Source organism: Microbacterium pumilum (genome assembly GCF_039530225.1).
GTDB classification, from domain to species: Bacteria; Actinomycetota; Actinomycetes; order Actinomycetales; family Microbacteriaceae; genus Microbacterium; species Microbacterium pumilum.
In genome coordinates this window covers 2,985,852-3,007,270 of record NZ_BAAAOH010000001.1, presented here as the reverse complement: position 1 = coordinate 3,007,270, position 21,419 = coordinate 2,985,852, and the positions used below count along the sequence as shown (strand labels likewise).

The window sequence follows — 21,419 nt, the reverse complement described above, 5'->3', positions numbered from 1 at the left end:
CGGCCAGCGGGCGATCTCAGGCCGTGAGGCCTCGGCGTTCGAGCAGAGGCTGGATGTCGGCATCCCGGCCACGGAAGTCACGGTAGGCCTCGAGCGGGTCCTTCGAACCGCCGACTCCCAGCAGTCGATCGCGGAAGCGGTCGCCGTTGGCGCGCGTCAGTCCGTCGTTCTCGTGGAACCACTGGACCGTGTCGGCGTCGAGCACCTCGCTCCAGATGTACGAGTAGTAGCCGGCGCTGTAGCCACCCGAGAAGACGTGTGCGAAGTACGTCGACGAGTACCGTGTGGGCACCACGGGGTTGTCGAGTCCGATGTCGGCGAGGGCGCCGGCCTCGAACTCTGCGACATCGATGTCGGCTGCCGCCTGTTCGGCGGTGAGGGAATGCCAGGCCTGGTCCAGCCAGCTCGCCGCGAGATACTCGCTGGTGGCGAAGCCCTGGTTGAAGGCCTCGGACGCGTGGAGCTTCTCGACGACCTCGCCCGGCAGCGGCTCGCCGGTCTCGACGTGCCGCGCGTACGACGCGAGGATCTCGGGCCAGTAGATCCACATCTCGTTGACCTGGCTCGGGAACTCCACGAAGTCGCGGAAGACGTTCGTTCCTGCGAAATGAGGATAAGTCACCGTCGCGAAGAGGCCGTGAAGCGCATGGCCGAACTCGTGGAACAACGTGGTGACCTCATCGAGCGTGAGCAGCGCCGGCATGCCCGGTGCGGGCTTGGGCACATTGAGGTTGTTGACGACGACGGGCTTGGTGCCGCGCAGCCGCGATTGCGACACGATCGAGTTCATCCACGCACCGCCGCGCTTCGTGTCTCGGGTGAAGAGGTCGAGGACGAACAGTCCGACCTCGCTTCCGTCCGCGTTGCGGATCTCGAAGACTCGCGCGTCGGGGTGGTACGCCGACAGATCGCTGCGCTCGGTGAAGGTGATGCCGTAGAGGCTGGTCGCGGCCTGGAACACGCCGTCTTTCAGCACGCGCTCGGCTTCGAACCACGGACGCAGTGCGCTGCGGTCGAGGTCGTACTCGGCCGCCCGCACCTTCTCGGTGTAGAACGCCCAGTCATGCGCCTCGAGTGGGAACGGCTCGGCTTCGGCATCGATGATGCGCTGCAGCGCCGCCTGCTCTCGGAGCGCATTCGCCGCGGCGGGCACCGCGAGTCGGCGCAGCAGATCGTGCACCGCCTCGGGAGAGCCGGCCGTCTCGTCTGACGTGACGTACGCCGCGTGGGACTCGTAGCCGAGCAGGGCGGCGCGCTCGGCGCGCAGCCGCACGATCTCGCGGAGCACGTCGCGATTGTCGTTGGCGTTGCCTCGTGACCCACGTGAGCGGGAGGCGTCGATGATCCGCTTGCGACTCGTGCGGTTCGTCAGTGAGGAGAGATACGGATGTCCGGTGAAGAGCGTGAGGGTCACGACCCACTTGCCGGCGAGGTCGCGATCGACCGCAGCTTGGGCGGCCGCGGACAGCTCGCCCTCGGTGAGTCCGTCGAGCTCCGCGTCGTCGTCGAAGACGACGGCGAGGTCATTCGTGTCGTTCAGGAGGTTCTTCTCGAATGTGGTGGTCAGCGTCGAGAGGCGCTGGTTGAGGGCGGTGAGCGTCTGCTTCGCCTCGTCATCCAGCCCAGCGCCCGCCTGGGACATCTCGCGGAAGTGGCGCTCGACGAGATACCGCTGCTCTGGTTCGAGCTGCAGGTCGTCGAGCTGCTCGTGAACAGTCTTGATGCGCCAGAACAGCTGCGAATTGAGCTGGATCGAGTCCTGGTGTGCCGACATCAGGGGCGCGAGGGTCTCTTCGATCTCCTGGATCTCGGGTGTCGCGTCGGCCGATGACACCGTGTAGAACGCACGTGACACGTCGCCGAGGAGCTTTCCCGACTCCTCCAGCCGCACCAGGGTGTTCCCGAAGGTGGGCATGGAGCGGACGAAGGTGATCGCATCCACCTCGCGCTTGTGTGCCGCGAAGGCGGCTTCGAAAGCGGGGAGATAGTGCTCAGGACGGATGGCCGAATAGTCGGGCAGCCCGTATGGGAGCGTCGAGGGGGACAGGAGCGGATTCTCGGTCGACATCCCGTCAGCTTAGTGCGAGGCTTCGATCATCCCGAGAAACCTTTGCAAAATATATATTGCAAAGAAAAGCTTGCAAAGAAACCTTTGCATGGCTATCTTGGAGGCATGGAAGAACAGCCGCCCGAGAGCACGGAGCCGATGGATGCCGCTGCTCGCACCGAGAAGCGCCACAACGAGGACCGCGTCCTCGACTCCGGTGCCCTTCGGGCATTGGCGCACCCGCTGCGGGTGAGGATCTACGACATCCTCAGCCAATACGGACCGCAGACCGCGAGCTCGCTCGCGGAGCGGCTGGGAGAGTCGAGCGGCTCGACCAGCTATCACCTTCGCGCCCTCGCCAAGCACGACCTCATCCGCGAGGCAGAGGACCGAGGGACCGGCCGTGAGCGCTGGTGGGAACGCCCCATCGGCGGCGTCTCGTTCGCGAGTCCCGCTGCTATGGCGACTCCGGCAGGCCGCGCGGCGACGCAGGTCGTCATGAACGAGTTCCTGCGCAACCGCAACGACCAGCTGCTCGACTTCGTCAACCGAGGCATCGGCGGCGAGGACGAGATGTGGCAGGAGGGGACGCTCGTCTCCACCGCCACCGCACGCCTCAATCCCGAACAGGCCAAAACCCTCGCGCTGAAGATCATGGCGCTGATCGATGAGGCCGTCGACAACCACCGCAATCAAACCGGCGAGAACGTCCGGCCCGTCACCATCCGAGCCGATCTCTTCCCGCTGCCCGGCCTAGGAGACTGAAATGACCGCCATCTCCGCATCTCGCGGGTACGCACGCACGACCGCCTTCGAGCGCACACTGCTCTGCGCATCCGCCACACTCGACCACTTCGTCTCCCAGCGCCTCGAGCGCCGCGCTGCGGCCGGGCACCGCCGCGCTGTCAGCGCGCAGACGGCCTTCGCCACTGCGCGCAGCGACGCTCAGGCGCACGGCGCGGTGGGAATGCTCCCGCGATGAGCATGACCTCCGACACGAAGGGCGACGCCACTGAGCCAGCGGCCGAGCGGGGCGGCAAGGGTCCGCTCGGCCGCGACTTCGGCAAGCTGTGGACCGCGGCGATGTTCAGCAACCTCGCCGATGGCCTGGGCCGGACGGCCGTTCCCCTCATCGCGACGACGCTGACGCAAGATCCGCTCGCCATCGCGGCGATCGGAGCGATCGCCTTCGTGCCGTGGCTCATCTTCGGGCTTCCCGCCGGCATGCTGGTCGATCGCTACGACCGTCGGATCATCATGGCGGTCGCCAACACCATCCGCGGCGGCGTCGCGCTGTGGCTCGCGATCCTGACCGTTACGGGACAGATCAGCATCTGGACCCTGTTCATCGGCACCCTCGTGTTCGGTCTGGGCGAGACCCTCTTCGACAACGCGACGAACGCCGTCATCCCCGGCGTGGTCAAGCGACCGCACTTGGACCGTGCGAACGGGCGGATGCAGGCGGCCCAGGTCACGATCGACAACTTCGTCGCGACGCCCATCGCCGGCGTGCTGCTCGCGGTCTCGCTCGCCCTGCCGCTGTGGATCGGCGGCGCCGCGTACATCGTGCCGATCGCGCTGGCGCTCATGCTGCCGATCTCGGCGGCGCGTCCCCTGCTCGCCCGACGGACCGCTTCGGAGGCCGACGCGCTCGTGTCCGACGCCGGCGCCCCCGACATCGAAGTGGGCACCCCGGTGCCCGAGCCCGTCCCCACCCCTCTTCCCCGATCGAACGTGTCGGCGCGTGAGGCGGTCTCGTACCTCTGGCACGCCCACTACCTCCGCGCCATGGTGCTGTTCACGGCGATCATCGGATCCGCCTTCTCATTCGCACAGGCGCCGCTCATTCTGTTCTTCCTCGATGCGCTCAGCGTCGCGCCTGCGGCGATCGGATTCGTGACCGCCGGGATCGGCGTGGGGGCGCTGATCGGCTCGATCGTGGCATCCGGGCTTGTCAGCAGGTTCGGTCGCGGGCCGGTGATGCTGGGTGCGAACTTCGTCGGCGCGCTAGGACTGCTTCTGACCGGTTTGGCGCCCGAGGTCTTCACCGCGGTGGCGGCATTCGGCCTCGCAGCCCTGGCCGTCTCGATCTGGAACGTGCCCTGGGGGGCCCTGCGGCAGCAGATCGTGCCTCCCCACCTCTTCGGTCGTGTGCTGGGCATCATCCGCATGGTCACGTGGGGTCTGTTCCCCATTGCCACACTGCTCGGAGGCTGGGTCGCTCGGTACGACCTGCGAGCACCCATGCTCATCGGCGCGGGCGTCGTCCTGGTCGCGGCGCTGTGCGCCATCCGGGTGCTGCTCGTGGGCACGAAAGAGGCGGGCGCCGAGGTCGACGCCCGGACGGCCTAGCCGAACCCGTCCGCCTCGTCGTGCCTCACGACCGCTTCACCGTCGTGATCGAGCGTGACGATCACACCGGTGTCGAGCTCGACGATCGGCCGACCCTCGAGCCAGGTGAGCGTCCATCGCGGCATCGGCTGCCCGAGCGAATCCGCGACGAGCGTCGCCTCGACGGCGGCGATCTGGATGTGCAGGGCGGGGGGAACCGACGAGGGCGCCGGAGAGCCCGCCGTCCAGCGAGTGCCGAGCTGCATTTCAGGCCTCCTGCGGGGCGAGCTCGAAGCTCGCGACGGACGTGCTCTCGGCGTTCACGTACTCGAGCTCGGTGATGCGCCCGACAGCCTTGAGATCGCCCTCAGCGAGCACGAGCGATGCCAGAGCCTCCGCAGACGCGGCGATCGTCATCCGGGTGACGGGTGTCTTCTGCGACGCCTTGGCCTCGGTCTTCGCGCGGCGGATGCCGATCAACGCCTCGCTCACAGCGACCAGCACGGCGGGGTCACCCTCGATGCCGAGAGGCTCAGGCCAGGGTGCGGTGTGGACGGATCCGTCGTTGAACCATGACCACGACTCCTCGGTGGCGAAGGCGAGCACCGGCGCGAAGAGCCTCAGCAGCGTCGACAGGGCCATGCGCAGAGCGAGCGCGGCCGATGCCTGAGCGACGTCGGTGCGATCGTACGCGCGCTCCTTGACGAGTTCGAGGTAATCGTCGCAGAACGTCCAGAAGAAGGATTCGGTGACCTCGAGCGCGCGGGCGTGGTCGTACGCAGCCAGCGCTTTGGTGGCATCACGGACGACGCCGTCGAGCGTGGCGAGCATGCTCGCATCGAGCGCATGCGTGACCTGCGCACCCTCCGGGACCGGGAACGAGAGGACGAACTTCGCCGCGTTCAGGACCTTGATCGCGAGGCGACGGCCGATCTTGACCTGCGTCGGATTCTGCGGATCGAAGGCCGCATCGGTCCCGAGCCGGCTCGACGCCGCCCAGTAGCGCACCGCATCCGACCCGTGCTGCGACAGGATGTCGGCGGGCGTGACGACGTTGCCCTTGGACTTGGACATCTTCTTGCGGTCGGGGTCGACGATGAAGCCGGAGATCGCGGCATCCGTCCAGGGCGCGCGGTCATCCGCGAGGGCGCTGCGCAGCAGAGTCGAGAACAGCCACGTACGGATGATGTCCTGGCCCTGCGGACGCACGTCGAACGGCGCGACCAGGTTCCAGAGCTCTTCGTCACGCTCCCAGCCGCCCGCGAGCTGCGGTGTGAGCGATGAGGTGGCCCAGGTGTCGAAGATGTCGAGCTCGGGCTCGAAGCCGCCGGGCACGCCGCGCTGGTCGGCCGTATAGCCCGGGGGCACGTCGATCGTGGGATCGATCGGAAGCGACGCGTGGTCGGGGGTCAGCACGCGGCTGAAATCGCGCTCACCGTTCTCGTCCAGCCCGTACCAGACCGGGATCGGCACGCCGAAGAACCGCTGCCTCGACACCAGCCAATCGCCGGTGAGTCCGTTGGTCCAGTTCTCGAACCGCACTCGCATGAAGTCCGGATGCCACGACATGCCCTGACCGAGTTCGAGGAGCTTGTCGCGCAGAACCTCGTCGCGCGCGCCGTTGCGGATGTACCACTGGCGCGTCGAGACGATCTCCATCGGGCGATCGCCCTTCTCGTAGAACTTCACCACGTGCGTGAAGGGCTTCGGATCGCCGATCAGCTCGCCCGACTCCTGCAGAAGCTCGACGATGCGCTTCTTCGCGCTGAAAACCGTCTTGCCTGCGAGCTCCGCATACGCGGCCCTCCCGGCATCCGTCGTGATCACATCCGGCGCATCCACGAGGACGCGGCCGTCCTGGCCGAGGATCGTCCGGTTCGGCAGTTCGAGCTCACGCCACCAGATGATGTCGGTGACGTCGCCGAACGTGCAGATCATCGCGATGCCCGAGCCCTTGTCCTGCTGGGCGAGCGGATGCGCGAGCACGGGGACCTCGACGTCGAACAGCGGCGTGCGGACCGTGCTGCCGAAGAGCGCCTGATAGCGCTCGTCGTCAGGATGGGCGACGAGCGCCACGCACGCGGCGAGCAGTTCGGGACGCGTCGTCTCGATGAACAGATCGCCCGAGCCGTCGGTCTTGTGGAAGGCGATGCGGTGGTACGCGGCCGGCTGCTCTCGATCCTCGAGTTCGGCCTGAGCGATGGCGGTGCGGAAGTCGATGTCCCACAGCGTCGGCGCGAGCGCCTGATATGCGTCTCCGCGATCGAGGTTGCGGAGGAACGAGAGCTGGCTCGTGCGGATCGTGTCGTCCGAGATGGTGCGATAGGTCTGCGTCCAGTCGACGCTCAGACCGAGCTGGCGGAAGAGCTCTTCGAAGTGCTTCTCGTCCTCGACGGTGAGCTTCTCGCAGAGCTCGATGAAGTTGCGGCGGCTGACGGGCACCTGATCTGCCGCACGGCTCGACTTGTTGTCGCCGCCTTCGAAGGGGGGTGCAAAGTCGGCGTTGTACGGCAGCGACGGGTCGCATCGCACGCCGTAGTAGTTCTGCACACGGCGCTCGGTCGGCAGGCCGTTGTCATCCCACCCCATCGGGTAGAAGACGGTCTTTCCGCGCATCCGCTCGAATCGCACCTTGAGATCGGTGTGCGTGAACGAGAACACGTGGCCGATGTGAAGGGATCCGGATGCCGTCGGCGGGGGCGTGTCGACGGAGTAGACGCCGCCTCGGCCGACCTCGGCGGCACGCGCGCGGTCGAACAGGTACGTGCCCTGTTCCTTCCACGCGGCATCCCACTTGCTTTCGAGACCTTCCAGGGCGGGCTTGTCGGGAACCGGTCCCTGAGCTTGTCGAAGGGCGTCGGCCATGGTGTCTCCTGCGATATGTGCGGCACTGTGTGAGCGTGCCTGAGTGTGGGATGTCGCCCCATTCTACGCGTCGTTGACGGTGGATCCCGAGCGGCCACGGGCGAGCGTGCCGGGTCCGCGGATGCTCCACAAGCTCCCGACGATGATCGTGGTCCCCGCCGTGCCGACGAGCCCCGCGGCGCCGAAGGTCGCCGCTGTGGTGTCCGCGCTCGGCAGCTCGGCGGGGTGGCGCGCATTCGTGTCGTGCGGGGCCCACCACACGGGCCATGCGCGGTCACATCTCGACCCGGATGCCGAGCGCCGACGCGAACGCCGGAGCGAGCGTCTCAACCTGGGAGGGCGAAAGGGTCGTCCCTCGAAGCGCCGCGAGATCCAGGTACGAGAGGGCATCCAGGCCACGCAGGTCGACATGTTCGGCCTGAAGCCCGCGTGTATCCACCTCGTCCGACTTCGAATCGTGGAACGCGACTCGCACGAGACGGGCACGCGGGATGTCGAGCGTGCCGATCGTGCAGCCCGAGATGAGCAGGTCCTGCACGCGAGCTGCGGCGAGCGAGAGATAGTCGATGCGGATGCCGCGCAGCTCGACCTCGTCGACATCCGCGGCGGCGAGGTCGAGGGTTCCGATTCTGCCCCCCGAGATCCGAACGCGCCGCAGCCTCGCGTCTCGGCCGACGACGGCCGTCGCGCGAAGCCCCGAGATGTCGACATCGACGAGCGTGGCTCCCGTGAGATCCAGACGCTCGAGGGCTGCGTCGAGCACTTCGCACTCGCTGATGCTGCTGTGCGCGGCATCCGTCGTCGCTCGAAGCGTGGTCCACCGCAGCTGGAACGACTCCTCGCCACGCGCCGGCGCCGGCCCGTCGCCGAGTTCGCGAGGCAGATCGGGGGCAGACACGCGCGGCGCGATCAGACCCTCTTCGCGCCGCGCCATTCGGTCAGGCTACCCCGGCCGACTCCCGACGAAGTGGCACCTCAGGACCGGACTCCGGCTCGGCGGGGCGGCGCGATGCCGCCCATGCGGCGACCAGGGTCACGGCCGACAGGATGGCCAGAACGATCCCGGGGTGCCACCACGCGAAGTCCGTCGCACCGCCGAGAGCCGCCGTGACGATCGGCACGAATCCGCTCACCGTCGCTGCGATGGCGTATGAGATCGACAGCGCGGAGTAGCGGAAGTGATCGGGGAAGAGGTCGTTCATGAGCCCGCCGAGCGCCGCCCATGACATGGTGGGCAGGATTCCCCCGATGATCATCGTGGCGACGAGGATCGGGAAGGTTGCGAACTGCAGCAGGTAGTACATCGGGAACGCGATCAGGAGCGTGCCGAGCGCACCCCACGCCACCACCCTGGCCGATCCGATGCGAGTGGCCCACACGCCGAACAGCGGAATGGTGATGAGCTGCAGCAGGCCGCCGACCGTCGTGGCGATCAGCAGGTCCTGGAAGCTGAAGTCGAGCTGCGTCACGCCGTAGTTCACGGTGTAGGTGTTCATCAGCGAGTACGAGCCGATGCCGAGCACTGCCGCGCCGATCGCGATGACGATGGCGGCGGGCCGCGAGCGGAACATCGTGACGAACGGGATCCGGTCGCGGCGGCGTTGCGCGACGACCTCCTCGAACACCGGTGTCTCGGTGATGGACCACCGCAGGTACAGCGACACCGCGAGCAGCGGGAGGGCGAGAAGGAACGGGATGCGCCATCCCCACTCCGCGATCGCTGCCGCCGGCAGCACGAGGCCCATCACGATGAACACCGTGGCGGACAGGATCGAACCGACGGGTGAGCCGAGCTGCGGAATGGCGGCGTAGAACGCGCGCTTGATGCGTCCCGAGTGCTCGGTCGCGAGCAGGATCGATCCGCCCCACTCACCGCCGAGCGACAGCCCCTGCGCGATGCGGAGAAGGACCAGCAGGATCGCGCCGAGCCAGCCTGCCTGGGCGTAGGTCGGAAGCAGTCCGATGGCCCCCGTCGCGACGCCCATGATGCCGACGGTCCAGAGCAGTGTCGTGCGCCGCCCCAGTCGATCGCCCATGTGGCCGAAGAGGACGGCACCGATCGGGCGGACGATGAAGGCCAGCGCGATCGTACTGAAGGCGGCGAGAGTACCGCCGAACTCACCCAGCGGATCGAAGAACAGTGGACCGACGAAGAACGCCGCGAAGTAGGCGAAGACGTAGAAGTCGAAGGACTCGAGAGAGGTTCCGACCATCGACGCCCAGGCGACGCGACGGGTGGGGGACGGGGACGCTGATGAGGGCAGATCTGTCGTGGACACGAGTATCCATCCTGCCACTCATCCGCATTGCTGGACGCAGTGCACAATCACGACGGCGGGTGGTCCCGCATCCACATCGCTGCGCTTGTCCGATCGGCAACGCCGATCTGCCGATACGCATTGCCGAGGTGCGCCTTGACGGTGCGCTCGGTGATGCCGAGGGCACGCGCGATCTGTTTGTTCGCCATCCCCTCGGTCACGAGCGAGAGCACCTCTCGCTCACGTGGGCTCAGCGGGTCAGCCGGAGCACCGGCCTGCGGGAGGAGCACGCCGGCGATCCTCGGGTCGAGTGGGGTGTGCCCCCGTGACGCGGATCGGACCGCTTCGCGCAGCACATCGGGCTCGGCGTCCTTCAGCTGGTAACCCACCGCTCCGGCCTCGAGCGCCCGCCGGACCCGCTCGCGATCAGAGAACGAGGTGAGCACCACGACCCGGGTCGCCGGCGCAGCGTCGAGGACCGCGCGCGTCGCCTCGACACCGTCGATGCCGGGCATCGAGAGATCCATGAGGACGACATCCGGATGCCGCTCCACGGCCTCGAGAACAGCGGTCCTTCCATCCGGCGCTTGGCCGACGACCTCGATGTCGCCGTCGGCGGCGAGCATCGCGGCGAGGCCTGTTCGCACCATCGCATGGTCATCGACCACCAGAACGCGGATCATGAGCTGCCCCGATCTGCGGCCCGGGGCACGGTGAGACGCCACGCGGTTCCGGCGCCGGGCGCCGTCGCGACCTCGAGCCGGGCACCCGCCTCCGTGGCCAGGTCGCCGACGATCCGGGTGCCGAAATGACCCTCCGGAGGATCGCGCAATGACGCCGGATCGAATCCAGGGCCGTCGTCGACCACCTCGAGCACCGAGGCGCCCTCCATCGGAAAGAGGCGCACCCACGCCTGGCCAGGGCTCGCATGCGCGGCGATGTTCCGCAGACACTCCTGCGCGACGCGGTAGATCAGTCGCTGTTCGCCATCCGAAAGCTCGGGCAGCTCGGCGGAGACGTCGACGCTCGCTTCGACCCCGCGACCGCGCACGCCGGCTGCGAGGTCGGCGAGTGCCTGGGCGATTCCGGCGTCAGCGAGACTCGGCGGGTAGATGTCGACGAGCAGTGAGCGGAGGGCACGCACATTGCCGCGCACCGACGACGCCACGTCGCGCACGTCGTCGGCGAGTCCATCCTCGCCGTGGGCCGACGCGACCGACGCGGCGTTCTCGGCCGCGAAGGTCGTCGCGATGAGTTCCTGCACCGGCCCGTCGTGCAGTGTGCCGGCGATGCGCCGGCGTTCGACATCCGATGCGTCGACCGCGTGCTGGAGCAGCGCAGCACGGTCGCTCTCGTCACGACGCGCACGATTGAGCAGCCGCCACACGATCGGCGCGGTCAGCACCACCAGCAGCAGGAGCGTACTCACCGTCACTCCGGCGAACCCGCGCCACAGCTCGCCAGAGCGAGTCGCGACGGGATCGTAGGGCGCGTACATCTCGAAGAGCAGCTGGCGTCCGTCGGGCGTCCAGACAGGTCGGTACACCTCGAGCAGACGATCGCCCGACTCGAACTCGTTCTCGGAGTTCGACAGATCCGAGACCTCGGCGCGGGTCTGCGGATCGGCGAGTGCCTCGCGCTGCGGCAGGTCGAGCTCGAACGTGCGTCCGATGAGCTCGGGCTCATCCGCGTACAGGATGGTTCCGCCAGGAGTCCAGATCTTGACGCGGACGACCCCCGGTCCGAGCACGCGCTCCCGGACGACGGCGTCGAACGCGTCGACGGCGTCGGGGTCGCCGTCAGCAAGGGCGTCCGTCAGAGAGGGCTGGATGACCGCTTCGGCGAAGACATCCGTGATGTTCGCCGCATCGTTCACGGCTTCGCGTTCGGCCAGCAGCTGCGCCGCGAAGGCGCCGAGAAGGGCGACCGCGATGAGGACGACGAGGAGTCCGGCTGCCAGGCGAAGCACGACCCGCCGCGGGCGGATCGGCGCGGCATCCGATGCCATCCTTCCCGCAGACCCATCCGCGATCGTGAGCCAGGGCGCGCCCGCCGCCCCGGCCGGAGGTGATCCGGTCGGAGCGACGGGCTGGGGCTCCGGGCTCACTCAGTCATCGCTCCCGTGTCCGGAGCCGCCGTGATCGTCGCCCGAATCGTGACCGCCGGAATCGTCGCTGCCGGCCGAGCCGCTGTTGCCCGAATCGTCGCTGCCACCGGAACCGCTGTTGCCGGAGTCATCGCCGTCGCGCCCCGAGGTTCCGCCATTGTCGTCGCCGGGTTCCACCCCGCCCTGCACGTCGCGGTCATCGCCCGGCTCGGTGCGTTGATCGCGAGGGGTGTCGCCGCCGTTGTCGTCGACACCCGCGGAGGGCGACGGTGATGGTGAGAGCGTGGGCGAAGGCGACAGAGACGGTGTCGGCGTCGGGCTCGGAGTGAGCGAAACGACCTGTCCCGACGCGGGCACGCGCACCGGCAGATCCTGCGAGAACGAGGTGTTGCCCCACAGGCCGATCACCGCGGGGATCGCCGCGGCCACGACGGCTGCGCCGAGGAGAAGTCGAGTCTTCATGGTGGTTCCTTTGTCGATTGTGACCTGTTTGCGGACTCTGTGGCGACGCATCGGCCTCGCCGTCCTGGTGAATCAAGCGTGCGCCGCGGCCGCGGGGTCGCACCATTGCACGATGGTCGTAGTACCCCTTGTGCCGCAGGTCAGCCGTTAGACTGGGATCACCGACATCGATCCGGCCATCACCGGGGAGTCTTCGGAAGAACGCGCGGCGCGACCAGTTCGTCGTCTCGTCATTAGAACCGAACGGGTCAGGCCCGTCACAGCCGCAGTGAGAGTGGGCATCCGGTCCCCGAGCTTGCCGAAGGATCCGGACGTCACGCGGGGTGGTACCGCGGTTCTCCGTTCAGGGAATCGTCCTCGCAGGAAGCATCGCAACCTGCTGGAGTGACATGACCTACCCACGACCCTCGACCCGCTCAGGGACCGGTGCGGCCGGATCGTTCGGCGCTGCCGCAGATCCCGTCGTTCCGAGCCCGCGCTTCCCAGACATCGAGCGCGAGGTGCTCGAGTTCTGGAAACAGGACGACACCTTCCGCGCGTCGATCGCACAGCGCGAGGGGGCCGAGGAATGGGTCTTCTACGACGGTCCGCCCTTCGCCAACGGCCTGCCCCACTACGGGCACCTGCTCACCGGCTACGCGAAGGACGTGTTCCCGCGCTTCCAGACGATGCTCGGCAAGCGCGTCGACCGCGTCTTCGGCTGGGACACGCATGGCCTTCCGGCCGAACTCGAGGCGATGAAGCAGCTCGGCATCACCGAGAAGGCCGAGATCGAGACCATGGGGATCGACGCGTTCAACGCGAAGGCCCGTGATTCGGTGCTCACTTACACGCACGAGTGGGAGGACTACGTCACCCGTCAGGCGCGCTGGGTCGATTTCGAGCGGGGATACAAGACGCTCGACACCGGCTACATGGAGAGCGTGCTGTGGGCGTTCAAGACGCTCCACGACAAGGGCCTCGCGTACGAGGGCTACCGCGTGCTGCCGTACTGCTGGCGTGACGAGACGCCGCTGTCGAGCCACGAGCTGCGCATGGACGACGACGTCTACAAGATGCGGCAGGACCCGTCGGTGACGGTCACCTTCCCGCTGACAGGCGCCAAGGCGGAGGCTCTCGGCCTCACCGCCGTGCGCGCCCTGGCGTGGACGACCACGCCATGGACGCTGCCGACGAACCTCGCTCTCGCGGTGGGTCCCGACATCCGCTACGTCGTGGTCCCGGGCGGTCCAGCCGGTGCCGCCGATGTGCACCACGACGCCGATGGCCACGCGGACGACCCCCTCGAGGCGACCTCGCACCGCTACCTCCTCGCCGAGGAGCTGCTGCATAACTACGCGAAGGACCTCGGGTACGAGTCGGCGGATGCGGCGCGCGGCGCGATCGTTCAGACCGTGCTCGGCTCGGAGCTCGCGGACGTCACGTACGACCGTCTGTTCGACTACTACGCGGATGCCGCGACGTGGGGCACCGGGACCGCCTGGCGGATCCTCGTCGACGACTACGTGACGACGGGCGACGGCACCGGCATCGTCCACCAGGCTCCGGCGTACGGCGAGGACGACCAGCGCGTGACCGAAGCCGCCGGCATCCCGCTCATCATGAGCCTCGACGACGGCGGACGGTTCCTGCCGCAGGTGACGGATGTCGCCGGCGAGCTGTGGATGGACGCGAACACGCCGCTCGTCCGAATCCTGCGGCAGGACGGTCGCCTGCTGCGCCTCGCGAGCTACGAGCACTCGTATCCGCACTGCTGGCGCTGCCGCAATCCGCTGATCTACAAGGCGGTCTCGAGCTGGTTCGTGCGGGTCACGGACTTCAAGGACCGCTTGATCGAGAACAACGAGCAGATCACGTGGGTTCCCGAGAACGTCAAGCACGGCCAATTCGGCAAGTGGCTCGAAGGCGCCCGCGACTGGTCGATCAGCCGCAACCGGTACTGGGGCTCGCCCATCCCGGTGTGGAAGAGCGATGATCCGGAGCACCCGCGTGTGGACGTGTACGGCTCGCTCGCGGATCTCGAGCGCGACTTCGGGCGGCTGCCTCGCAACGCCGACGGCGAGGTCGACCTTCACCGGCCCTATATCGACGACCTCACGCGGCCGAACCCCGATGATCCGACCGGCGGAAGCACGATGCGGCGCATCGAGGACGTCCTCGATGTCTGGTTCGACTCCGGCTCGATGCCGTTCGCGCAGGTGCACTATCCGTTCGAGAATCACGAGTGGTTCGACGAGCACTCGCCGGCGGACTTCATCGTCGAGTACATCGGCCAGACCCGCGGCTGGTTCTACCTCATGCACGTGCTGTCCACCGCGCTGTTCGACCGCCCGGCCTTCACCGGTGTCTCGTGCCACGGCATCGTGCTGGGCAGCGACGGCCTCAAGATGTCGAAGTCGCTGCGCAACTATCCGGACGTGTCCGAGGTGTTCGACCGCGACGGGTCCGACGCGATGCGCTGGTTCCTGATGTCGTCGAGCGTCCTCCGCGGCGGCAATCTCATCGTCACCGAAGAGGGGATCCGCGCGGGCGTGCGGGAGTTCATGCTTCCGCTGTGGAACGCGTGGTACTTCTTCGCGACCTACGCGAACGCTTCGGCGGGCGGCGGTTCGACGGGCGCCGGCGGCTACGAGGCGATCTGGCGCACCGATTCGACCGACGTGCTGGACCGCTATATCCTCGCCCGCACCGGCGACCTCGTCCGCGGTGTCGCCGCAGACCTCGAGGCACTCGACTCGACGATGGCCGCTGCGAAGCTGCGCGACTTCGCGGAGGCCCTGACGAACTGGTACATCCGCCGCTCACGCGATCGGTTCTGGGTGGGCGTCGATGCGAGCGACCCGACGTCGACCGAGGCCTTCGACACGCTCTACACCGTGCTCGAGACGCTCACGCGCGTCGCGGCGCCCCTCATCCCGCTCGTCGCCGACCGGGTCTGGCAGGGCCTCACCGGCGGTCGCAGTGTGCATCTCGCGGACTGGCCGGATGCCGATGCCTTCCCGGCGGCGGACGACATCCGCTCGGCGATGGACGCCGTCCGCGACGTCTCATCGGTTGCGAACGCCCTCCGCAAGCGAGAGGGCAAGCGCGTGCGCCTGCCGCTCGCGAGCCTGAGCGTCGTGAAGGCGGATGCCGCATCACTCGGACAGTTCGAAGACATCCTCCGCGACGAGCTGAACGTCAAATCCGTCGAGCTCGTCGAGCTCGAGGATGACACGCCCGCGGTCTACGGCATCACGCACCGGCTGTCGGTCAACGCCCGCGCTGCGGGACCGCGGCTCGGCAAGCGCGTCCAGCAGGCCATCCAGGCCGCCAGGGCGGGCGACTGGTCGGGCGTGGACGGCGCGGTCACGGTCCAGACTCCCGACGGCGCCATCGCGCTCGAACCGGGGGAGTACGAGCTCGTGCTCGAGACCACTGGACGGCCCGCCGGCGAAGCTCTCGCGCTTCTTCCCAGCGGAGGCTTCGTCCTGCTGGATACATCGACGACGCCCGAACTCGAAGCGGAAGGCCTCGCGCGCGACGTCATCCGCTCCGTCCAGGACACCCGCAAGGCGGCCGGATTCGACGTCAGCGATCGCATCCGGCTGCAGCTGCTCTTCTCGAGCCACGAAGACGCCGGGGCCGTCTCCGGCGCATTCGATACGGCGGATGTCGCGGGCGAGACGCTCGCCCTCGAGCACGCCGTGCTGATCGACGGTCACGGGGTGCACATCCCGGCGGACGCACCACCGGAGACGTGGCATCCGATCGTCTTCGGCGCCGCGCCGGAGCACGTCGAGTACGTTCCGGCAGGGGCGTACGCCAATCGCGGCGGCTTCCACGTCGCCGTCACGCGGCTTGTCGGAACGCCGATATTCGATGCGCTGAGCGAGCGGAGCCGGACCAAGTGAACGACCGGGATCGCGCCGACGCCGTCTACGCGGCGCTGCTGCAACGCCAGGGAGAGCGGTGGGTCGAGCCGCGGATCGAGCGCACGCGGCGCGTGCTCGAGCTGCTTGACGATCCGCAGCGGACGTACCGGGTCGTGCATGTCACAGGCACGAACGGCAAGACCTCGACGAGCCGGATCATCGAGAGCCTGGTGCGCGCCCACGGTCTGCGCACCGGACTCTTCACGAGCCCGCACCTGGAACGGTTCACCGAACGGATCATGATCGACGGCGAGCCGATCCCCGACGCGGCGATCGCCGACGCGTGGGACGAGATCACGCCGTTCGTCGCCCTCATCGATGCCGAACTGCAGACGGCGGGCGACCCGGCGCTGACGTTCTTCGAGCTGCTGACCGTGCTCGCGTTCGTCGCCTTCGCCGATGCGCCCATCGACGTCCTGGTGCTCGAGGTCGGCATGGGCGGCGCATGGGACTCGACCAACACCGCCGACGGGGACGTCGCGGTGTTCGCGCCCATCGACCTCGATCACGCTGATCGCCTCGGCGAGACGATCGCCGAGATCGCAACGGTGAAGGCCGGGATCATCAAGGACGGCGCGGCCGTGGTGTCCGCACGACAGGATGCCGCAGCCGAAGCCATCCTCCGATCCGCCGCAGCGGCCAAAGGCGCCACGATAGCGTTCGAAGGCGCCGAGTTCGCGCTCACCGAACAGCGGCTGGCCGTCGGCGGGCAGCTGATCACCGTCCAGGGACTGGCAGGCACCTACCAGGACGAGTACCTCCCGCTCTACGGCGGCCACCAAGGGTTCAACGCGACCCTCGCGATCGCCGCGGTCGAATCCCTCATCGGAGCCGCAGCCAACGCCATTCCGGGCGACATCCTCGCCGAAGGTCTCTCGGGCGCGACATCGCCCGGTCGTCTGCAGCTCGTCGGGATCAGCCCGACAGTCCTGGTCGACGCGGCCCACAATCCGCACGGCGCGCGCGCCCTGGTCACCGCGCTGCGCGAATCGTTCGACTTCGACGAATGGGGCGTCGTCATCGGCATCCTCTCCGACAAGGATGTCGCCGGCATCATCGCCGAGATCGCGCCGGTCGCCACCCACGTCTTCGCCACTGCGCCCGAGTCGGAGCGCGCCGACGATGCCGACCACATCGCAGACCTCGCGGAGTCGCACGGCCTGGAGGTCACAGTTCACCGTGACGTCGCCGAGGCCGCCGAGGCCGCTCGTTCGTGGGCTGCCTCATCGGAGCGGCGGGCGGTCGTCGTCGCCGGCTCGGTGCTGCTCGCAGGCGAGGCCGTGACCCTCGCCGCCGCCGAGGACTGGAAGGCCGGGTGGAACGAGTGACCGAGCCGGTTCCGACGCCGCCTGCGGGCCGTCAGCGGCGTGCCCGCGGTGCGGCGGAGTCGCTCGCGACGATCGTGCTGGGTTTCGAGTCGATCGTCGTCTTCCTAGGTGGCCTCGCGATATACGGCCTGCACGTTCTTCCCGAGTCGATCCCCGACTGGTGGGGGATCGTCGCCGGTGTCGTGCTCGCGGTCCTCATGGTGCTCACGACCCTGGTCGTCCGCTACCCGTGGGGCATCTGGCTCGGATGGGTGCTTCAGGCGATCGTCGCGCTGGGCGGATTCCTCGTGCCGGGCCTCGCGCTCGTGGCGCTGCTTTTCGGCGGCATGTACGGATATGCCACGATCAAGGGAGGTGCGCTCGATCGTCGCAACGCCGAACGTGCCGCTGAACCCCCGAACGAACCAGGAATGGTGAACGGAGACTGACATGGCCACCGAAGAGACTCTCGTCCTCGTCAAGCCCGACGGCGTCGCGCGCGGACTGACCGGCGCGATCCTCGCCCGCATCGAGGCGAAGGGATACTCTCTCGTCGACATCCGCCTCGTCGAACCCGATCGCGAGACGCTCGAGCGCCACTACGCCGAGCACGAGGGCAAGCCGTTCTACGAGCCGCTGCTGGACTTCATGATGTCGGGACCGTCGGTGGCGATCCGCCTCGCGGGCAACCGCGTCATCGAGGGATTCCGGTCGCTGGCCGGGACCACCGATCCGACCACCGCGGCGCCCGGCACGATCCGCGGCGACCTCGGACGCGACTGGGGTCTCAAGGTGCAGCAGAACCTGGTCCACGGTTCGGACAGCCCGGAATCCGCCGCGCGAGAGCTCGATATCTGGTTCTGACGCGGGTCAGAACACTCGCCCGAGCACGTCCAGGCGCAGCTGCGCGATCACGGCGATGATCCCGTAGCTCACGACGGCGAGCACCGGCACCCATCCCATGAGGGTCTCGGCGGCCTTCCGAACGCCCTCCGGGGTCGGGAGGATGCCGGAGCGCAACATGTGGATCGTCACCACGTAGTACGTCGGTATCGTGACCACCCACGTCACCATGCACCACGGGCAGAGCGTCCCGAGTACGAAGATGCTCTGTGAGATCAACCAGATGACGAAGACGAACGCGAACGTCATCCCGAGTTCGAAGACCCACCAGAACCACCGGGCGAATCTCGCGTGAGCCAGAATCGCGAACCCGACCACGATCGGCGCGACCCATCCGGCGAGCCCCAGAATCGGGTTGGGAAAGCCGAAGACCTGCCCCTGCCAGGACTCGAGATTCGCCGTGCACTGAACCAGCGGACTGAAGTCGCATGACGCGATCGCATCGGGATCCGCCAGCAGATGCAGCCGCTCCATGGTGAGCGAGAAAGCAGCCCACCACCCGACCGCGCCGGCGATGATCAGCCACCCCGCCATGACAGTCGGGCGGGTGTGGGTCAGGCGTTGAGGCATGCCTCGGATTATCACATTCCGGGCTGACCGGATGCCGCGACCGGGCCGGCGGGGATCGCCGATGTCGCGCGCGCAAGCAATCCGCGGACGAAAGTGCGATAATGATCCTCGATGCATCGCGGCCGCGCCGCCACCGCATCACAGAAGACTTCAGGGCGACGAATGCCCTTGGCAGCGAGAGTTCCCCCGCATGAGCCGGGATCCAGCTGCAGACCGAGTGAGTTCGCGGCACCGCAGGTGCGGCGCCGCACGAGATTTCGCCGGGGGACGCGCGGTGTCGCCCCCGCAGGGAGTAAGCCAGTGATGGCCGATGACACAGATGCAGATTTCACCCTCGAGACAGAACCGGACTCCGCGCTAGCGCAGGAGCTCGGCGGCGATGCCGAGGCGGCCCACGAGACCGAGTCGGTCCCCGAGCCGGTCGCCGAGCCCGTCGAAGGGCCCGACGCCGAGCCCGAGGCCGAGCCGGTCCCCGAGCCCGAGCCGGTCGCCGAGCCCGAGGCCGAACCGGTCCCCGAGCCCGAGGCCGAGTCGGTCCCCGAGCCCGAGGCCGAACCGGTCCCCGAGCCCGAGGCCGAGTCGGTCCCCGAGCCCGTCGAAGGGCCTGACGCCGAGCCGGTCGCCGACTCCGGTCCCGTGACAGCGGTCGCGCTGGGTCTCCTGCCTGAGACCTTCGTCTCGGCGGTATCGACGCAGCTACTCTTCCACGCGCCCGAGATCGCGCCGCTCCCGGCACGACCGGCACCCGAGGTCGAGGTCGACAACGCGCCGAGCAGCGCTCGCCGGCGCAGCCGGAGCACCAGCCGCAGTCGCAGCGAACCACGCGACGAGGCGCCCGACGTCTCCGAGCCGGCACCACCGCGGCGGCGTGCGGTCGAGCTGATCACCGAGCCGCAGCGCATCAAAGGATCCACCAGGCTCGAGGCCAAGAAGCAGCGTCGGCGTGATGGCCGCGAGGCGGGGCGCCGGCGAGCCGTCGTGACCGAAGCGGAGTTCCTCGCGCGACGCGAGTCCGTGGATCGGGTCATGATCGTCCGATCGAAGAACGGTCGCGTGCAGATCGCGGTGCTCGAAGACAACGTGCTGGTCGAGCACTACGTCGCCCGCAACCAGGACGCGTCGCTCATCGGCAATGTCTATCTCGGCCGCGTCCAGAACGTGCTTCCGAGCATGGAGGCGGCGTTCGTCGACATCGGTCGCGGCCGCAACGCCGTGCTGTACTCGGGCGAGGTCGACTGGGCTGCCGTCGAGACCGGCAACCAGCCGCGCCGCATCGAGCTCGCACTCAAGTCCGGCGACCGCGTTCTCGTCCAGGTGACGAAGGACCCGGTCGGTCACAAGGGCGCGCGCCTGACGAGCCAGATCTCGCTTCCGGGTCGCTACCTCGTGTACGTGCCCGGCGGCTCGATGAACGGCATCTCACGCAAGCTCCCCGACACCGAGCGGGCGCGCCTGAAGAAGATCCTCAAGGAGGTGCTGCCCGAGTCGTCCGGCGTCATCGTCCGAACCGCCGCCGAAGGCGCCACGGAGGATCAGCTGACCCTCGACGTCCAGCGGCTCACGAGCCAGTGGGAGCTGATCAGTCGTCAGCTCGAGACCATCCAGGCACCGGCGCTGCTGCATTCCGAGCCCGACCTGCTGGTGAAGATCGTCCGTGACGTCTTCAACGAGGACTTCACCCGGGTGCTCATCCAGGGCGAGGACGCTCATCAGACGATCACGAAGTACGTCGAGAGCGTCGCTCCCGATCTGCTCGAGCGCGTCGTGGCGTACGAGGGTGACAACGACCCGTTCGACGAGTTCCGCGTGACGGAGCAGATCGAGAAGGCCCTCGACCGCAAGGTGTGGCTGCCGTCGGGCGGATCGCTCGTCATCGATCGCACCGAGGCCATGACCGTCGTCGACGTCAACACCGGCAAGTTCGTCGGTTCCGGCGGAAACCTCGAAGAGACGGTCACGAAGAACAACCTCGAGGCGGCGGAGGAGATCGTCCGGCAGCTGCGGCTGCGCGACATCGGCGGCATCATCGTCGTCGACTTCATCGACATGGTGCTCGAGTCGAACCGCGATCTCGTGCTCCGGCGCCTGGTCGAGTGCCTCAGCCGCGATCGCACGAAGCATCAGGTCGCCGAGGTCACCTCGCTCGGGCTCGTGCAGATGACTCGCAAGAAGCTGGGTCTCGGTCTGCTCGAGACCTTCAGCGAGCCGTGCGAGGTGTGCGCCGGCCGCGGTGTCGTCGTGCACCACGACCCGGTCGTCAAGCATCGTTCGGCGACCGCGGGCCCGCCTGCTGCCCGTCGTCCTCGCGGTGGCGTGGCGCCCAATGCCGGCGGCTCGAACGGCACCCATGTGATCACCGAGGGCGTGAAGTCGGCGCTCGCCCAGATCGCGGCATCCACGATCCATCACCACGACGAGTCGGCTGCTGTCGTCGAGGCACCACCGGCACCCCCTGTTGAGCGTGCCAAGAAGCCGCGCAAGAAGCGGAACGAATCGAGCGCGAAGCCGCGGACCGAGGCGGACCTGCTGCTCGACTCCGTCCTGAGCGCGCTTCCCGAGCCCAAGGCACCAGGTCAGGGGCGCTCTCGTCGGCGCGTCTCGACCGCTGCGCTGACGGGAACTCCCGTGGCGCACACGCCCAGCGAGGACTGAGTG

At 68.0% G+C, this 21,419-nt stretch carries 18 protein-coding genes; 8 read left to right on the top strand and 10 right to left on the bottom strand.

The features are described from left to right. Nucleotides 1-16: 16 nt before the first annotated feature. Nucleotides 17-2,068, bottom strand: coding sequence for a M3 family metallopeptidase (locus ABD188_RS13470; RefSeq protein WP_344063179.1), 2,052 nt, complete (start codon nt 2,066-2,068; stop codon nt 17-19). A 105-nt stretch (nt 2,069-2,173) separates the two neighbouring features. Between ABD188_RS13470 and ABD188_RS13465 the strand changes: the two genes are divergently transcribed. From ABD188_RS13465 to ABD188_RS13455, 3 genes are read left to right on the top strand one after another with little or no spacing between them, the layout of a single operon-like run. Continuing rightward, complete coding sequence (locus ABD188_RS13465) at nt 2,174-2,812, top strand: ArsR/SmtB family transcription factor (protein ID WP_344063176.1); 639 nt, start codon at nt 2,174-2,176, stop codon at nt 2,810-2,812. Between the two features lies 1 nt (nt 2,813). Beyond that, nucleotides 2,814-3,029: a hypothetical protein gene (locus tag ABD188_RS13460; RefSeq protein WP_344063173.1), complete on the top strand. Its 216-nt coding sequence runs from the start codon at nt 2,814-2,816 to the stop codon at nt 3,027-3,029. After that, nucleotides 3,026-4,399 carry an MFS transporter gene (locus tag ABD188_RS13455; RefSeq protein ID WP_344063170.1) on the top strand — a complete coding sequence of 458 codons (1,374 nt, stop codon included), beginning with the start codon at nt 3,026-3,028 and terminating at the stop codon, nt 4,397-4,399. The genes ABD188_RS13460 and ABD188_RS13455 overlap by 4 nt, the downstream gene beginning before the upstream one ends. On the opposite strand, the gene ABD188_RS13450 is transcribed toward ABD188_RS13455, so the two are convergent. The 8 genes from ABD188_RS13450 to ABD188_RS13415 form a co-directional block, all read right to left on the bottom strand. Beyond that, the gene (locus ABD188_RS13450; RefSeq protein WP_344063168.1) at nt 4,396-4,644 is read right to left on the bottom strand and encodes a hypothetical protein; all 249 of its coding nucleotides are present in this window, start codon (nt 4,642-4,644) and stop codon (nt 4,396-4,398) included. The genes ABD188_RS13455 and ABD188_RS13450 overlap by 4 nt on opposite strands. A gap of 1 nt (nt 4,645) precedes the next feature. Next, complete coding sequence (gene valS, locus ABD188_RS13445; protein ID WP_344063165.1) at nt 4,646-7,243, bottom strand: valine--tRNA ligase; 2,598 nt, start codon at nt 7,241-7,243, stop codon at nt 4,646-4,648. 63 nt (nt 7,244-7,306) lie between these two features. Beyond that, nucleotides 7,307-7,504 carry a hypothetical protein gene (locus ABD188_RS13440; RefSeq protein ID WP_344063162.1) on the bottom strand — a complete coding sequence of 66 codons (198 nt, stop codon included), beginning with the start codon at nt 7,502-7,504 and terminating at the stop codon, nt 7,307-7,309. Between the two features lie 13 nt (nt 7,505-7,517). Continuing rightward, nucleotides 7,518-8,177: a pentapeptide repeat-containing protein gene (locus ABD188_RS13435; protein ID WP_344063159.1), complete on the bottom strand. Its 660-nt coding sequence runs from the start codon at nt 8,175-8,177 to the stop codon at nt 7,518-7,520. 4 nt (nt 8,178-8,181) lie between these two features. Further along, nucleotides 8,182-9,522: an MFS transporter gene (locus ABD188_RS13430; RefSeq protein ID WP_344063156.1), complete on the bottom strand. Its 1,341-nt coding sequence runs from the start codon at nt 9,520-9,522 to the stop codon at nt 8,182-8,184. A 47-nt stretch (nt 9,523-9,569) separates the two neighbouring features. Beyond that, nucleotides 9,570-10,184 (bottom strand): response regulator, encoded by a 615-nt coding sequence (locus tag ABD188_RS13425; RefSeq protein ID WP_344063153.1) that lies wholly within the window; start codon nt 10,182-10,184, stop codon nt 9,570-9,572. Further along, the gene (locus ABD188_RS13420) at nt 10,181-11,608 is read right to left on the bottom strand and encodes a sensor histidine kinase (protein WP_344063151.1); all 1,428 of its coding nucleotides are present in this window, start codon (nt 11,606-11,608) and stop codon (nt 10,181-10,183) included. Before ABD188_RS13420 ends, ABD188_RS13425 begins: the two co-directional genes overlap by 4 nt. Continuing rightward, nucleotides 11,609-12,070, bottom strand: coding sequence for a hypothetical protein (locus ABD188_RS13415; protein WP_344063149.1), 462 nt, complete (start codon nt 12,068-12,070; stop codon nt 11,609-11,611). It lies immediately after the preceding gene. Between the two features lie 389 nt (nt 12,071-12,459). Here ABD188_RS13415 and ileS point away from each other — a divergent pair, with 389 nt between their 5' ends. The 4 genes from ileS to ndk are packed head-to-tail and all read left to right on the top strand — an operon-like array spanning nt 12,460 to nt 18,155. Continuing rightward, nucleotides 12,460-15,963 carry an isoleucine--tRNA ligase gene (gene ileS / locus ABD188_RS13410; protein ID WP_344063146.1) on the top strand — a complete coding sequence of 1,168 codons (3,504 nt, stop codon included), beginning with the start codon at nt 12,460-12,462 and terminating at the stop codon, nt 15,961-15,963. Then, nucleotides 15,960-17,312: a bifunctional folylpolyglutamate synthase/dihydrofolate synthase gene (locus tag ABD188_RS13405; protein ID WP_344063143.1), complete on the top strand. Its 1,353-nt coding sequence runs from the start codon at nt 15,960-15,962 to the stop codon at nt 17,310-17,312. Before ileS ends, ABD188_RS13405 begins: the two co-directional genes overlap by 4 nt. Continuing rightward, a complete protein-coding gene (locus tag ABD188_RS13400; protein ID WP_344063140.1) occupies nt 17,300-17,740 on the top strand; it encodes a DUF4233 domain-containing protein in 441 nt (146 codons plus the stop codon). The genes ABD188_RS13405 and ABD188_RS13400 overlap by 13 nt, the downstream gene beginning before the upstream one ends. 1 nt (nt 17,741) lies before the next feature. Beyond that, the gene (gene ndk / locus ABD188_RS13395) at nt 17,742-18,155 is read left to right on the top strand and encodes a nucleoside-diphosphate kinase (protein WP_344063137.1); all 414 of its coding nucleotides are present in this window, start codon (nt 17,742-17,744) and stop codon (nt 18,153-18,155) included. A 6-nt stretch (nt 18,156-18,161) separates the two neighbouring features. Here ndk and ABD188_RS13390 read toward each other — a convergent pair whose 3' ends face one another. Beyond that, nucleotides 18,162-18,764 (bottom strand): vitamin K epoxide reductase family protein, encoded by a 603-nt coding sequence (locus ABD188_RS13390; protein WP_344063134.1) that lies wholly within the window; start codon nt 18,762-18,764, stop codon nt 18,162-18,164. A gap of 303 nt (nt 18,765-19,067) precedes the next feature. On the opposite strand from ABD188_RS13390, the gene ABD188_RS13385 reads away from it, so the two are divergent. Next, a complete protein-coding gene (locus ABD188_RS13385; protein ID WP_344063131.1) occupies nt 19,068-21,416 on the top strand; it encodes an Rne/Rng family ribonuclease in 2,349 nt (782 codons plus the stop codon). The last annotated feature ends 3 nt before the right edge of the window (nt 21,417-21,419 follow it).

What these genes read in the sequence shown, in the direction of transcription:
- ABD188_RS13470 (WP_344063179.1), bottom strand. Translation starts at nt 2,068, where the DNA reads ATGTCGACCGAGAATCCGCTCCTGTCCCCCTCGACGCTCCCATACGGG.
- ABD188_RS13465 (WP_344063176.1), top strand. Translation starts at nt 2,174, where the DNA reads ATGGAAGAACAGCCGCCCGAGAGCACGGAGCCGATGGATGCCGCTGCT.
- ABD188_RS13460 (WP_344063173.1), top strand. Translation starts at nt 2,814, where the DNA reads ATGACCGCCATCTCCGCATCTCGCGGGTACGCACGCACGACCGCCTTC.
- ABD188_RS13455 (WP_344063170.1), top strand. Translation starts at nt 3,026, where the DNA reads ATGAGCATGACCTCCGACACGAAGGGCGACGCCACTGAGCCAGCGGCC.
- ABD188_RS13450 (WP_344063168.1), bottom strand. Translation starts at nt 4,644, where the DNA reads ATGCAGCTCGGCACTCGCTGGACGGCGGGCTCTCCGGCGCCCTCGTCG.
- valS (WP_344063165.1), bottom strand. Translation starts at nt 7,243, where the DNA reads ATGGCCGACGCCCTTCGACAAGCTCAGGGACCGGTTCCCGACAAGCCC.
- ABD188_RS13435 (WP_344063159.1), bottom strand. Translation starts at nt 8,177, where the DNA reads ATGGCGCGGCGCGAAGAGGGTCTGATCGCGCCGCGCGTGTCTGCCCCC.
- ABD188_RS13425 (WP_344063153.1), bottom strand. Translation starts at nt 10,184, where the DNA reads ATGATCCGCGTTCTGGTGGTCGATGACCATGCGATGGTGCGAACAGGC.
- ABD188_RS13415 (WP_344063149.1), bottom strand. Translation starts at nt 12,070, where the DNA reads ATGAAGACTCGACTTCTCCTCGGCGCAGCCGTCGTGGCCGCGGCGATC.
- ileS (WP_344063146.1), top strand. Translation starts at nt 12,460, where the DNA reads ATGACCTACCCACGACCCTCGACCCGCTCAGGGACCGGTGCGGCCGGA.
- ndk (WP_344063137.1), top strand. Translation starts at nt 17,742, where the DNA reads ATGGCCACCGAAGAGACTCTCGTCCTCGTCAAGCCCGACGGCGTCGCG.
- ABD188_RS13390 (WP_344063134.1), bottom strand. Translation starts at nt 18,764, where the DNA reads ATGCCTCAACGCCTGACCCACACCCGCCCGACTGTCATGGCGGGGTGG.
- ABD188_RS13385 (WP_344063131.1), top strand. Translation starts at nt 19,068, where the DNA reads ATGGCCGATGACACAGATGCAGATTTCACCCTCGAGACAGAACCGGAC.